Here is a 13,683-nt window from a genome sequence, read left to right on the forward strand (position 1 = left end):
ATTTATATAGAAACTAATTACTTTCTAAAATTATTTTTCTGTATAAATTTAAGTAATTATCGCCCATATTTTTCAAACTATATTTTTGAACAACTTTTTCATAGAGATTATTAGAAAACTCTTTTTTACTTTTTTCAAGCATTAGAATTGATTCTTTTAAAGAATTAGTATTGTCTAATTCGAAATATGATACTTCTTTTTCATTAAACAACTCTCTAAAAACAGGTAAATCTGAACAAAAAACAGGTATGTTATTTTGAGCTGCTTCCAACAAACCTAAAGGAAATCCTTCTGAATAAGATGTCATTGCATAAAAATCAAAAAAAGTTAAATATCGATAACCATCAATTCTATATCCTAAAAAAAGACATCGATCTAAAACATTAAGTTTTGTTGCTAATTCTATTAAATTGTCTTTTTCATCACCATCTCCAATTAATACCAATGCATATTCTTCCAAATATGGCAAAACTTCAATTACTTGAGAAAAACCTTTTATTTTTTTTAAACGAGCGGAAGCACCTATGATTTTATATTTTAATTTTATTAAATTGATTTTTTCTAAATCAACCTGATCAATTTCAATTCTGTTTATTTTACAAAGATCTCGGCCATTAGAGATGACTGACATATTAGCTTTTTTGATAGATTTTGAATATTGAAACTTCATATTTTCTGACAAAACAACAACTGAATCAAATGAATTTAAAGACTTAATCCATATTTTTTCAACAATATAGGCTAAAAACCGGTTATGTGAATCTTTTAAAACTTTAAAAATATCATTATGCAATGTAGAAATACATCTTGCAGTTTTGACTTTTCGTCTATTAAACCAAACAAATAAATCTGGTCTGAGCATATGTGAATGTACGATATCATACTTATCAAAGTCAATTTTATCAAAAAAAGAGATTTTATAGCTATTGCATGCAAATTCAACTTCTTTTATATCGTCAAAATAATAAACATCAATTAAAGTAACTTCCTCATTTATCTGATTAATTAAATCTTTTACAACTATAACAGGCGCTTCATTCACTAGTTTGGGTAAGATAAACGCAATTTTCATTTTCTATTTTTTTTAATCCTTTAAAATCAATACATCAAATCTGGCAATAATATTTTGTTTAAAGTTCATTAAACTTTTTTTCTAAAAAAACATAATACATAACCTAAAATCGATTTTATTTTAATTTTTATCGATTGATGATGAAGAGAGATTAAATATTCTTGCCTCGCTTCTTTAAAATTTCCTAATTGATGATATATACGAGCTTTTCTTAAGGATAAAACTTTTAATGCTTGCTTTTGCTCTTCTGAATTTAGCAACTCTTTATGTTCGTTTAAAAGACAAATTTCTCTATCAATTTGTTTTACTGAAATTGACATATTCTCACCTACCCAATAAGATCCAAGACTTAAATCAATGAATTTAAAACGATCAGTAATTTTAGCGATCCTCATCCAATAATCCGAATCTTCAATTGCAACAAATCTTTTATCCTCATTAATTTTCCCAATTGCATCCACAATTTTTTTACTAACAACAACACTCGAATTAGGAATACAAAACCCATTGGTTAACAAATCCTTGCCAATATTCTTTTTTAAATATCTTCCTTTTATTCTACCATTCACGGTATCTACTGAGAATCGCTTATCCAAGTTATGATAAATAAGATCATAATCTTCTAAATATTTAATAGATTCTTCCAATTTATTTGGATACCACCAATCGTCAGAGTCTAAAAAACATATCCATTTACCATTTGCTTCCACAATTCCTTTGTTTCTAGAAACCGCAATAATACCGCCATTTGCATTATTAATTAATCGAATGCGAGGGTCACTATATTCTTCAATAATTTGTATCGTATTGTCTTCTGAAAAATTATTCACAATTATTGCTTCCCAATTCTGATAAGTTTGATTGATCAAACTATCCAAACAACGCTTCATAAAATGGGCATGGTTGTATGTAGGTATGACTACTGAAAAAAAAGGAGTTTTATTATCCATTATTGTTGTTCTAAATAATCAAAAAGATCATTAATTCCATCATTCAAAGACCATTGAGTCTCGAACCCTATGCTACGAATTAAACTATTATCTAGTTGATAGATTATTTGTTTTGAGCTATTTTTTTTCTCTGCCGTTATCAATTCTAAATCCACTCCATATCTCTGTGCAAAAACTTCTTTTATTTTTTTTGCAATTTCTAATATCGAAATTGTAATTCCAGATGACAAATTATAAACAGTATGTTTTTTATCTGTTTCAATAATAGATTTGACACCTGCACATACATCCCAACCATGTATGAAATCTCGTAAAGGAGACCCGTCAGACTGCAAAACAATTTGTTTTTCATAATATGCCATTCGACACAAATCATTAACTACTAACCACCAACAATTATTTTCTTCAAATATTGGTGCTCCATAACTATTGGATAATCTCACAACATGACAGTTAACACTTGAAGTGTTATTATAATATTGACAAATTAATTCCCCTATCTGATGAGTTAATCCGTAAGGATTTTGACTTGAAAGCGATCTACTCTCTGTTATTACTTCTTCTTTTAAGATCCCGTATACTTGTGCAGTTGAAAAATAGATAAACTTTTTCAACCCTTTTTTTGAAAAAATATCCAATAGTGACCATACTGGAGTAATATTAATTGAGCTTACATGTGCTGGATTTCCATTTGATTGATGATGATCTAAAGAAACTAAGTGGATCAAACAATCATACTCATAATTTGCTACCTCTTGTAAAAAATTCTCATCTCTCAGATCACCAATTAAAACCTTATCCATCTTTTCGTTCCAATTTTTATCTGAAGGAATTTTAGAATGGCAAAGAGCAGTTACTGCATAACCCGCTTCAGCTAAATACAAAGAAAGTCGCGCTCCAATATAACCGACACCTCCTGTAACTAGGACTTTTTGTTTTACCATGAATATTTAATTTCAGATAAATCGTCTTTTCTTTCTATTTCATTAGAGTCATGTTCAATATTCGCTAAGTTTAAAAGCAAATTATAATTTTTACCTACACCACAAAATGCAACCCAAACACCTGGTGGTATTGTGATTCGTTGATAATTGCTTTCTCCCAAAGTCACATCAAAAAAAGCACCTTTTGTTTTGCTGTTTTCTCTATCATCATAAATAACGAAACGGATATCACCCAAAGGAATAACAAAATTTAGTGTCATCTCGAAATGTTTCTTCCATGGTTTAATATCTTCAAAGTGAATTGTTGAAAAATAGGCCTCTCCAAAGCCTGCATAACCTAAATCAGATTTTTTCATTCCATGAAAAACATCTCCTTTTGGATTATGTATTCTTTTTAAAGGCGTTAATAAAACATCTTGAACTGTTATCTTGTCCATGCTATATTTCCAAGTTTTGCTAAATCCTCATATCCCTCTATTTGCGATTGAGTATAAATATACATATCCCCTTTATTTTTATAAAACTCATAATACCAATCACTAGTATATTCAATTAAAGTAGTATAATCTAATGTTGGTTTCCACTGAAAGTGAAATAAAGCTTTATCACAATTTAATTTTAATAGACCAGCTTCATAAAATTTAATATCTCCTGTTACCTGATAAGCATCTTTAGAATTCTCAAAATGCCAACGCACACTCATGTCTTCTAAAATTTCTTGAACAGTGTGATTGTATTCTGGTTTTGGTCCAAAATTGAAACTTTCACCATTCAAAGAATGATTATTATATAAGCGTTCACCTAATTGTAAATAACCGCTAAGAGGCTCGAGAACATGCTGCCAAGGACGAGTTGCTTTTGGACTTCTAATCTCTACAACTTTACCTAAACTCCAAGAACGCATACAATCAGGAATTATTCGGTCTAAAGCCCAATCTCCTCCACCTATTACATTTCCGGCACGAGCAGAAGCAATCTTAACAACGCCTTCATCTTTTTTAAAGAAAGAATGATAATAAGATTTGAAAATCAATTCAGCGGCACCTTTACTCCCACTATAAATATCCTTACCTCCAACAGCATCGGTTTCCTTGTAACCATATATCCATTCTACATTATCATAACATTTATCACTAGTAATAATAATAGCTGTACAAGGTTTTTTGTAACTTCTTAATACTTCAAGCACATTTGCTGTACCCATTACATTTGTAGAAATCGTATCAATTGGCTCGCTGTATGACAATGAAACTATTGGCTGTGCTGCTAAATGAAAAACAAACTCCGGTTCAACATCATTAATTATTTTTTCAATAGCGTTTAAATCACGAATATCAGCAAAAAAATGTTTCATTTTATTTTCCAGCCCAAGCTCTACAAACATTGATGGAGAGGTAGGAATTTCATTTGATATTCCATATACATCAGCTCCCAATGAAAGCAACCAAGTACACAACCATGATCCCTTAAATCCTGTATTCCCAGTTACTAAAACTTTCTTTCCACGATATACATTTCCAAATACTACTTTTTCTCCCATTTTACCCAAGGTGCTTGATTATTATTATAAAGTTCATTCAATAAAGAATACTCTCTTGAAGTATCCATTGGCTGCCAAAAACCATCATGTTCGAAAACTTTCAATTCTCCCAATTCAACAAGTTTTTTCATTGGCTCTTGTTCTAAAACCAAATCATCGTCATCGCTTAAGATATCGAAGAATTCTCTATTACACACAAAATATCCGCCATTTATTCTTCCACCACTTGCCTGCGGTTTTTCATTAAAACCAGTAATAGTTGATCCGTCTTCAGCAATTCCTAATTCTCCAAAACGTCCAGGGGGTCTCACTCCTGTTAAAGTAACCATTTTTCCATGAGATTTATGGAAAGCTACTAAAGCATCTATATCAATATCTCCAACTCCATCCCCATATGTAAGCATAAACATAGGATCATCTCCAATATATTTTTTAATCTTTTTAACTCGAGCCCCTGTCATTGATTTAATTCCAGTTTCTGCGAGAGTTATTTCCCAACCATCTTCATCATGGCTAGTTTCTGATATTATTTGCTCAGCTTTTTCGCCTAGTTTTATTTTAATATCAGCACTTCTTAGTTCGTAATTAACGAAAAAGTCTTTAATCACTTCACTTTTATATCCCATACACAATACAAAATCTTGATACCCAAAAGACGCGTAGGTTTTCATAATATGCCATATAATAGGTCTTCCTCCAATCGGAATCATAGGCTTTGGTATGTCATCTGCCACATCACGAATTCTAGTTCCATACCCCCCACATAATATTACTGCTTTCATATTTTATAGATTTATTTTTTTATTTATTTTATAACTTTTCTAAATTTATTATTACTTTTTTATAATTATTATTCTCTTTCGGATAACCATCTACAAACCAAAACATTAAAAATAAGCAAAGGGGTAAACAATACCACTACACTATTGAGCCATAACAAATTAGCTATCATGTAATATTTTGATTTATAAGTGCAATAGATTACAAATATTAAAATAAAAATGGTTACAATTAATCCATTTTCAACTAAAGATTTTACTATTGGGTTTGATTCGCCACGATCACTATTTTTACCAATAAAACCAGGTCCTCTTCCTAACACTAGTTGTGTTGGTGAAGCTGTTAACAAAAAAAGTGATGAAGTATCTAATCTATTTGTCCTATCTTCAGAAGAAGATGGACCTAATGCTTCGAGCAACTTATCCTGATTTACGAATGTGAATGTGATACCTATTACACCCACTAACATTAAACTATAAAGGATATTCGCTGTTTTTTTCCTTAATCCTAAAATTGCCATCAATTTAAATCCGAACATTGAAGCAAATACGATTATAAAAACAACCCAATTCATTGTTGAAAAAGAACTTATTGCTCCCAATAAAACGATTATTTGACTTAATATCAAATATCCCCTGTTCTTAATCCATTTTGGCAACAGAAAAAAGTTTGTTGATAAAAACCATCCTTGATAACTTGGCTCAAACAAAAAACCACATACCCTACCAATAACTCCCGATTCAAATAGCTTTGGATTTATATAGCCTAAGAAATAATTATGAAAATAATTATACACATCATCTCCTTCTCCAACAGGTTTTAAAGTATAAGGGACTAAATCTAAATTGAATGAGACAAATGAGACGAATGATAATATCGAAAGAATTAAAACAAGCCCTAAATAAAAATTAATTAACAAATCTTTAAGGCTTTTGTTTCTTTTGACACTTACCAAAAATACAATCGCTAAAAGAGCATACAAAAAAGTGTAGATAACTTCTGAAATAATTGCCCCTACAGCAATCCAATATAAAGATGAAACAACAAAAAATGCAATTATAGGCAAATAAGTATTGATAAAATATTTTTTCAATGCCACAGTAAAAAGAGAGAAGAAAACGATAGAAATAAACAAAAATCCCCTGATATACATAGGTACATAAATCGAAAGAACGAATGGAGGATGCGTTAATATAAATAAACTTATTAGTAAAATTAATATTAAAGCTATTTTATTATATTTTACTTCTTCCATTAAATTGATTTATTCGGATGAGATTTTTTATTTAAGCCCAACTGTTTTTTTTCGAACAAAATAGTTTGTCGAATCGCTTCTTCAAATTTTGTGAATTTAAAATCTCCTAACGATTGCATTAATGAAATATCCAGACAAAAATCCTTAACATCTGTTTTTATTGCGTCTACATACTTTACCTCTAAGCTAGGCAAATGATTCCTAATTATATCTAAAATTCCGTTTAGTTCATAAATCTCTCCTGAACCTACATTAATCGTTTTGTTGGTAATTCCTTTTTTAATTAGTTGGAAAATAATGTCTACTAGATCATCCGCAAATATATAATCCTTAGACTGCATTCCATCTCCCCAAACTTCAACAGTTTGACCTCTAAGAGCCCTTCTAACTGCTATATTGATTATTCCTTGATTTTCTGATGCATGAAATTTCCCAAATGGGTTCGAAACTCTTAAAATCAAATAATTGATGCCAAATTGTTTCTTATAAAGTCTAATGTAATTTTCAATAGTTAGTTTTACAACTCCATACGAACTTACCGGATAGCAGATTTCATCCTCAGAAATTTTTCCTGTCTTTTTTTCACCATAAACTGCACCTCCTGACGATAAATATATTATTGAATAGCAACCAAAATCTTTCATTACATCTAATAGTCCAATTGTTGCGATTAAATTGCCATTTATGTCACGTATAATATTATTATTCGATGATAATGGTGTTGTTGATGTAGCACAATGAAAAACCTTTGTAAAATTCCATTTAGAGAACAATGATATCAATACATTTTTATCTCCATAATCGCCAATAACATAATCAAATTTTTCATTAGTATTTATAACATTAGAACGTGATAAAACAACAAATTTATAGTTAGAAAACTCATCACTTTTAGCAATAAAATTTATTATATTACTTCCTATGAATCCATTTCCTCCTAGTAATAAAATTGTTTCTTTAAATTGCATAAATCTGTTCATAAATCTGTTTTAATTTTTGACCGTAACTTTCAGGATTGTAATTTATGAAGCTTTTTTTCGCATTCTTACCCAATAACGATCTAAAGTTCACATCATTTGACAAGCGCAAAATCTCAGATGCCAAACTTTCAGTAAATGTGTCTAAATGGTTTTCTATTAAAATACCATTTACATTAGATTCTATCACTTGGGCGATTCCTGCAAAATTGGTTGAAATTATTGGTTTTCCATATCCTAATGCAGATAATATAACTAACGGCATATCCTCATCTCGTATAGAAGGTAATATAAATAAATCGGATGCAGAAATAAAATCTTCACTATTATTACGATACCCCAAAAAGAAAATATTAGAATTTAAATTTAGTTTATTGCAATAATCTTTTAAAAAAACTTCATCTTCACCATTCCCGATAAAAGCACAATACACGTTTTCTTTTAAAAGTGTATTGTTGTCAAAAATTTTTGACAAAGCATCCATCAAATACTTTTGCCCTTTTCTTTCAGAAAGAAAAGCAACTTCAACAATTAGAAAACTTTCTTTTGAAATATTTAATTCTGCAAATATTTGATCTCTATTTAATTTTATTTTTGGCAAAGAGACACAATTATTTACAACAGTTATTTTATTTGAATCAAAATTTCTTTTCTCTATTAATTGTTGTTTTGCTTTATTTGAAGCATTTATAAAAAGATTTACATTTTTGTGAACAAACTTATCATAAATCCTCTCCAAACTGCTTTTACATTCACGTGCTTGGTTATTTACTTGATAGATAACTTTCTTTCTTATTGTTAAAAAATTAGCAATAACTAGTATGTTACAACTTTTTGCGGCTGGATATCCTCCATTGTTAATATGAATTAAATCAGGTCTTGTTTTTAACAGTAAATAAATCAGGACTAGTAAATTCCACAAAAAATAAATTTGACATTTTTGTAAAATAAAAAACGGTAATTTTAGAATATTTTTAAATAATGAATAAAATGATAATAGATTAATTTGATGAAATAATGTTTCATTTGACAATAGTATTAAAGGATGATTTCCTTTTCTATTTAATAAATTTTCATTTTTTAGTCCCTCTTCATATCCTTTGTGTTTTCTATAACTATATAAAAGATCAAAATTTTGATTTAAAATTTCATTTTTTAATAAGAAAGCCATAAGTTTTTCACTCCCTCCATATATATAACAATCACTAAAGATTAATATTTTTAGTTTACTCATTTTAAATTGCTCATGAAATATTCTATTCCTTATTTCTAAGGATTGAAAAAGTTTTTCCTATTTGTGTACGCCAATTTTCTGAAACAAAATATTGTATTACAAAAGAACACAACACTATAATTCCAGTTATAAATGCTATTGTTAAAAACCCAATCTTAGATTTTTCATGGGGTAAAAATTTTAAAATAGAGAATGTAGTTCCAATCAAAAATATTAAAGGAAAAAACATTGGAAAAAAAATTCTTTTTAAAACTTCAAATACCGACAAGCCTAAGTAGTTAATCATTAATTTAGATAGCACAATTCCAGAAATTAGAAAAGCAATAAATTTAAACAAGGCAAAAGATTTTATCCCAAGAAAATTTATAGTAGCTAAAATTCCTACCCAAAAGATAAATGGAAGTAACGTATTTACAAAATATAATGTTTTTTGACGTTCTTGTGCTACTAAAATAGAGTTTGTAGGATAGGTTATGAAAGCTAAAATGTTACAAGAAACCAAAAATTGAATTATAAAGATAGAAGAAGAATATTTCATACCAACCCAAGTCAAAACAATAGGCTGTGCCAACATTGCAATGGCTATAATAGGAAAAACAACAATTGGAGCTAGTATTGTAACAACTTGTAAGTAGAAAGATTTTAAGGTTACTTCGTCACCACTTCCAATAAAATGGTTAAAACGAACATTAAAAGGAGAGAATAGAATTCCTAAAATACTTCTAAAAAAAGCAAGAACTGTCAATCCTAATGCATAGAACGCCACCTGATTAGCTCCTAATAACTTACCAATAGCAACTGAATCTAATTCATAATATAATATCCAAGAAATTGTCATAAATAAACTTGCAAGTGCCAAGCTTTTAGTTTTGTCAAATATATCTTTATTAAAGTAAATTGAACGGAATAACAATTTAAAATTATAATTATATCTACGTCTCGCAATAAATAAGGTTATTAAAGCAATTATAAAATTTACAATTTGTGTAAATAAAAAATAGCCCACAATATCATACTTTCCTGATCTAAAAAACCATAAAACAGATAAAATTTTAATTATACTTCCAACAATATTACTACGTTGAATAATAAAATCCTCCATCCTTAAACTAAATATCATTTGTAATAATCTTTGTAGTAAAGTAGTGGGAGTAAATACAGCTAAAACAAGAAACAAAGAAGAAGCTATTCTTTTGTTTTCTAAAGTATCAACCCCCTTAACTAATAATTGAGGTTCTTGGCTTAATAAAAAAAAGAACACCGAAAATAATATTAAAAAAACAAATAAAATAAAATTAGTAAAACCTATTATTTTAATTTCTTCCGATTTTTCTCCTTTTGCAAAACATTCAGCAGCGTATTTTTGTCCTGCCCCCATAAATCCCAAATCAGCATATGCTAAGAATATAGAAAATGAAATGCAAACAGAATAGATTCCATAAGTAGCTGGTTCAGATGTCAAATAAGGAATTACAACAAACATTGACAAGAAATTCAAAATCATAGAAACTCCTTGCCAGAAATAAATTTTTAAATAATTTTTTGTATAGGATTTTTGCATTTTTTAGACTTAATTTTATTACTAAAAACAATAATATATTATTTGTTCTTATTCATGATGCCCAAAAATTTTTCCTCATCATTAGAATCAATACTTAAAAAATTATTCAGTTCATGATAACTTATGTTATCATTAGGATTATTTATATTGTATTTCATTTCTTCTAAGCTGTTAGACAACTTAATAAACGATTCTCCTGTAAATGGAGAAACTAAAGGCATACCCTCTAATGTTAAACCATTAAAAACAGGGTCAAACAATATATAATTCTTACCCATTTTTATGGCGTCTAAAACCATTGTTGATGTAGGGCCAATAACAAGTGAACATTGATTTAGAGCATCATCTTTTGAAGATCTGTCTATAGTAAAAAAGTCGTCTGGTAAATTTTTCAAATAGAAATCTTCGTTCTCAGACGGATGCAATCTTAAAGTTGCTTTATTTACACCTAATTTTTTTAAATTTTCTTTAACTAGTTCAGTATAATGCAAGGTAGTAGATCTATCTGTCAGAATAAGTTGAGATGATTCACAAGGTATGCCACATGTAGCCCTAGAAAGAACAAGTACATTTGAAAGATTTGATTGTAGCTCCAAAGCCGAAAAAGATGAATATACCGGGTGCTTAAAGGTTAATATCTTATCTTCTTTAACACCTGCATCAATATACAATTCCTTTATTCCTTTACCCCAAACAATTAGATAATCTGCTCTGTTATCATCTATATCATTATATCTCGCAGGTAAACCATGCAAACACACAAAACTTGGTATGTCTTTTTTCTTTGCGACTCTTAAAGCTAGTTTTTCAAAAAAAGCCATATCATTTGGAACCACCACTGCCGACAACTTAAATTTCACAAATAAATTACCTAATTCAAGCTCAAATTTATCTACTAAAAATTTAAAATTTTCTGATAACAGAAGCTTAATACTTCTTTCTTTCAGAATAAATTTAAGCTGATTTATTATAAGGATTATTTTCCAATTAGCAAATGATTTTTTTTTTGGAGAAAAAATCCATGGAGGTAAAAGAGTAACCGAATTAGGAACATTTAGAGGAATGTAAGCATTGCTTAAAATAATCATTTCTCCTGTATATCTCTTTTTAAGCTTATTCAATAAATAAAAACCAACAAATAATCTATTAATCAAAAATTGTTTAAATTTCGATTTTAAAGGTAATTTATTAGACTTATGATGATCACTATAATCGAATAAGGCCGCATTAACATCTGTCAATAATAAATCATAGATTTCTCCATCAAGATCTTCAGAGATAATATTATAATAATTATTACCTAACTGCTTTTTCATTTTATCATATTTAAATCAAATCTCTCACCTTTTTCCAGTTTTCGAGTAACTTTCTTGTTTAAAATTTCGTTGAAATACTTAGGATGCAAGCCAAAACCTGGCCTAATAGAACGCACATTTTTCTCTGTTATGACATCTCCCTCCTGCATATCTTCAACAACATATAGTGATCTTGAAAAATCTTTCCCTTTTGCTTGTTTTTCTGTTAAAGAGTAATCTACCAAACCTATAGCGCTTTCAGCTTCACGAACTGATTTTACCATTGCTGTAAATTCTTCTTCATTCATAGAAAATGATGCATCTGGACCACCAATAGCTCTATCAAGGATAAAATGTTTTTCAATTATTTTTGCCCCAAAACAAGTTGCCACAATCGGAACAGTAGCTCCCATCGTGTGATCAGACAATCCACTGATGACTCCATATCTTTCTGACAAGTCTTTTACCATGCACATATTTGCTTCCTCGATTGGAGCTGGATAGCTTGATGTACATTTCAATAATGCTATATCATTATTTCCCATTCTTCGACATGCATCTAAAGCCAATTCGATATCTTCTTGCTCTGCAATCCCTGTTGAAATAATAATAGGTTTTCCTTTTGAAGCTACATATTCAATAAGTGGTATGTCTGTAATCTCAAATGAAGCAATCTTGTAAGCAGGCACATTCAATTCTTCCAAAAAATCGACTGCACTTTTATCAAAAGGTGAAGAAAAACAAACTAGACCTTCTTCTTCAGCTACTTTAAACAATTCCTTGTGCCATTCCCATGGAGTATATGCTTCTTGATATAAATTATAAAGATTTTTACCTTCCCAAATAGTGCCTTTAATCAAAAAGTCCTCCTTTTTTGAATCAATAGTTATAGTATCTGCCGTATAAGTTTGAAATTTTATACAATCAGCACCTGCTCTTTTAGCTGCTCTAATAGTTTCAATTGCTGTTTCGATGCTACCATTGTGATTAGCAGAGAGCTCAGCAATAATAAAAACTTTACTTTGTTTGTCGATATTAAATTTATCTATTTTCATTTTTTTTTTATATAGTGAAAACTATTAAAATTCTCATATTCTAGCATTTTTTGAAATATGAAACCTGCTTTTTCAAAAGCATATTTTGAATTTAAATTTTTCTCTTTGATAAATGCATTTATAATAAAATCTGGATTAGTATTAAAAAACCAATCCGTGGCAATTTCTAACATTTCTTTTGCATAACCTTTACCTCTATGTTTCGCATCAATAGAAATGCCAATTACAGCTTGTTGATCACTTTCTTTTTGAATCCTAATTTGCCCTACCTTTAAATTATTGTCATTTTCAAAAACAAAAATTAAACACGATTCGTCATTTAATTTTGCTTGAAACCACTTCACATGATCTTTATATTCAATAATCTTTGAACTATAAGAATTATCTCGTACAAATGAATCATTTGCCCACTCAAAAAAAAGTTCAAGATCTTCTAAAATTGCTTGTCTAAAATTTAGCATATACTACTGATTTTAGAATGTATTACGACATCAATAAATTTATTCTCAAAAAAACAATGTTGATTAAGTCGTGCATCTTCAACAAAACCAACTTCATGTAATGCAGTATATAATTTGGGCCTTAGATCAAATGCATATGTATAAATTTTATGCAATTTCAATTCTTCAAAAGCTAATTGTTCAATAAGGCCTAAATATATTTTCCAGTATGACTCAAAATAATTAGTCTCTAAAATGGTATTCATAATGAATGATATTTCAGCATTTTTATCAATCCAGTTGATATGAACTAAACCTCCATATCCGACACAAATTTCATTTTCTAAAAAAGAGAATAATATTTGGCTTGGCTTTTCTTGGCTAAAAAGAACTTTCACTACATTATTAAAATAATAATCTTGATTTGCAACAGTAAGAGGTTTATCTTGTCTCAAATGATAAATTTGTTCATTCCTCCATTTCATTATATCAAGTCTATCTTCATATCGAATGGGAACAATTTTAAAAATACCCATTTCGAAAGATTGCCTTTTTAAACAACTATAAATTGCCATATTAA

14 protein-coding genes are annotated in these 13,683 nt (G+C 29.0%); all 14 read right to left on the bottom strand.

The features are described 5' to 3' along the window. Positions 1-13: 13 nt before the first annotated feature. Positions 14-1,072 carry a glycosyltransferase family 4 protein gene (locus ACE01P_RS01395; RefSeq protein ID WP_379693257.1) on the bottom strand — a complete coding sequence of 353 codons (1,059 nt, stop codon included), beginning with the start codon at positions 1,070-1,072 and terminating at the stop codon, positions 14-16. A 68-nt stretch (positions 1,073-1,140) separates the two neighbouring features. Next, complete coding sequence (locus ACE01P_RS01400) at positions 1,141-2,022, bottom strand: glycosyltransferase family 2 protein (RefSeq protein ID WP_379693260.1); 882 nt, start codon at positions 2,020-2,022, stop codon at positions 1,141-1,143. Continuing rightward, positions 2,022-2,966: an NAD-dependent epimerase/dehydratase family protein gene (locus ACE01P_RS01405; RefSeq protein WP_379693263.1), complete on the bottom strand. Its 945-nt coding sequence runs from the start codon at positions 2,964-2,966 to the stop codon at positions 2,022-2,024. Before ACE01P_RS01405 ends, ACE01P_RS01400 begins: the two co-directional genes overlap by 1 nt. Beyond that, on the bottom strand, positions 2,960-3,403 hold the full coding sequence (locus ACE01P_RS01410; protein ID WP_379693266.1) for a dTDP-4-dehydrorhamnose 3,5-epimerase: 444 nt from the start codon (positions 3,401-3,403) through the stop codon (positions 2,960-2,962). The genes ACE01P_RS01405 and ACE01P_RS01410 overlap by 7 nt, the downstream gene beginning before the upstream one ends. Further along, the gene (gene rfbG, locus ACE01P_RS01415) at positions 3,391-4,506 is read right to left on the bottom strand and encodes a CDP-glucose 4,6-dehydratase (RefSeq protein ID WP_379693269.1); all 1,116 of its coding nucleotides are present in this window, start codon (positions 4,504-4,506) and stop codon (positions 3,391-3,393) included. The genes ACE01P_RS01410 and rfbG overlap by 13 nt, the downstream gene beginning before the upstream one ends. Beyond that, on the bottom strand, positions 4,491-5,288 hold the full coding sequence (rfbF, locus tag ACE01P_RS01420) for a glucose-1-phosphate cytidylyltransferase (protein ID WP_379693272.1): 798 nt from the start codon (positions 5,286-5,288) through the stop codon (positions 4,491-4,493). The genes rfbG and rfbF overlap by 16 nt, the downstream gene beginning before the upstream one ends. A gap of 68 nt (positions 5,289-5,356) precedes the next feature. Then, positions 5,357-6,541, bottom strand: coding sequence for a hypothetical protein (locus ACE01P_RS01425; protein WP_379693275.1), 1,185 nt, complete (start codon positions 6,539-6,541; stop codon positions 5,357-5,359). Further along, the gene (locus ACE01P_RS01430) at positions 6,541-7,521 is read right to left on the bottom strand and encodes an NAD-dependent epimerase/dehydratase family protein (protein ID WP_379693278.1); all 981 of its coding nucleotides are present in this window, start codon (positions 7,519-7,521) and stop codon (positions 6,541-6,543) included. The genes ACE01P_RS01425 and ACE01P_RS01430 overlap by 1 nt, the downstream gene beginning before the upstream one ends. Next, positions 7,499-8,752, bottom strand: coding sequence for a glycosyltransferase (locus ACE01P_RS01435; protein WP_379693280.1), 1,254 nt, complete (start codon positions 8,750-8,752; stop codon positions 7,499-7,501). Before ACE01P_RS01435 ends, ACE01P_RS01430 begins: the two co-directional genes overlap by 23 nt. A gap of 22 nt (positions 8,753-8,774) precedes the next feature. Next, positions 8,775-10,313 (bottom strand): lipopolysaccharide biosynthesis protein, encoded by a 1,539-nt coding sequence (locus ACE01P_RS01440; RefSeq protein ID WP_379693283.1) that lies wholly within the window; start codon positions 10,311-10,313, stop codon positions 8,775-8,777. A gap of 38 nt (positions 10,314-10,351) precedes the next feature. Then, positions 10,352-11,629 (bottom strand): hypothetical protein, encoded by a 1,278-nt coding sequence (locus ACE01P_RS01445; protein ID WP_379693286.1) that lies wholly within the window; start codon positions 11,627-11,629, stop codon positions 10,352-10,354. Beyond that, positions 11,626-12,663, bottom strand: a complete 1,038-nt coding sequence (pseI, locus tag ACE01P_RS01450; RefSeq protein ID WP_379693289.1) for a pseudaminic acid synthase — start codon at positions 12,661-12,663, stop codon at positions 11,626-11,628. Before pseI ends, ACE01P_RS01445 begins: the two co-directional genes overlap by 4 nt. Beyond that, on the bottom strand, positions 12,660-13,124 hold the full coding sequence (locus ACE01P_RS01455; protein ID WP_379693292.1) for a GNAT family N-acetyltransferase: 465 nt from the start codon (positions 13,122-13,124) through the stop codon (positions 12,660-12,662). Before ACE01P_RS01455 ends, pseI begins: the two co-directional genes overlap by 4 nt. Continuing rightward, positions 13,118-13,678, bottom strand: coding sequence for a GNAT family N-acetyltransferase (locus ACE01P_RS01460; protein WP_379693295.1), 561 nt, complete (start codon positions 13,676-13,678; stop codon positions 13,118-13,120). Before ACE01P_RS01460 ends, ACE01P_RS01455 begins: the two co-directional genes overlap by 7 nt. Between the last annotated feature and the right edge of the window lie 5 nt (positions 13,679-13,683).

Source organism: Flavobacterium sp. HJSW_4, from assembly GCF_042436695.1.
Taxonomy (GTDB): domain Bacteria; phylum Bacteroidota; class Bacteroidia; order Flavobacteriales; family Flavobacteriaceae; genus Flavobacterium.

Excerpts from the sequence above, each read along its gene's own strand:
- ACE01P_RS01395 (WP_379693257.1), bottom strand. The coding sequence starts at position 1,072 with ATGAAAATTGCGTTTATCTTACCCAAACTAGTGAATGAAGCGCCTGTT.
- ACE01P_RS01400 (WP_379693260.1), bottom strand. The coding sequence starts at position 2,022 with ATGGATAATAAAACTCCTTTTTTTTCAGTAGTCATACCTACATACAAC.
- ACE01P_RS01405 (WP_379693263.1), bottom strand. The coding sequence starts at position 2,966 with ATGGTAAAACAAAAAGTCCTAGTTACAGGAGGTGTCGGTTATATTGGA.
- ACE01P_RS01410 (WP_379693266.1), bottom strand. The coding sequence starts at position 3,403 with ATGGACAAGATAACAGTTCAAGATGTTTTATTAACGCCTTTAAAAAGA.
- rfbG (WP_379693269.1), bottom strand. The coding sequence starts at position 4,506 with ATGGGAGAAAAAGTAGTATTTGGAAATGTATATCGTGGAAAGAAAGTT.
- rfbF (WP_379693272.1), bottom strand. The coding sequence starts at position 5,288 with ATGAAAGCAGTAATATTATGTGGGGGGTATGGAACTAGAATTCGTGAT.
- ACE01P_RS01425 (WP_379693275.1), bottom strand. The coding sequence starts at position 6,541 with ATGGAAGAAGTAAAATATAATAAAATAGCTTTAATATTAATTTTACTA.
- ACE01P_RS01430 (WP_379693278.1), bottom strand. The coding sequence starts at position 7,521 with ATGAACAGATTTATGCAATTTAAAGAAACAATTTTATTACTAGGAGGA.
- ACE01P_RS01435 (WP_379693280.1), bottom strand. The coding sequence starts at position 8,752 with ATGAGTAAACTAAAAATATTAATCTTTAGTGATTGTTATATATATGGA.
- ACE01P_RS01440 (WP_379693283.1), bottom strand. The coding sequence starts at position 10,313 with ATGCAAAAATCCTATACAAAAAATTATTTAAAAATTTATTTCTGGCAA.
- ACE01P_RS01445 (WP_379693286.1), bottom strand. The coding sequence starts at position 11,629 with ATGAAAAAGCAGTTAGGTAATAATTATTATAATATTATCTCTGAAGAT.
- pseI (WP_379693289.1), bottom strand. The coding sequence starts at position 12,663 with ATGAAAATAGATAAATTTAATATCGACAAACAAAGTAAAGTTTTTATT.
- ACE01P_RS01455 (WP_379693292.1), bottom strand. The coding sequence starts at position 13,124 with ATGCTAAATTTTAGACAAGCAATTTTAGAAGATCTTGAACTTTTTTTT.
- ACE01P_RS01460 (WP_379693295.1), bottom strand. The coding sequence starts at position 13,678 with ATGGCAATTTATAGTTGTTTAAAAAGGCAATCTTTCGAAATGGGTATT.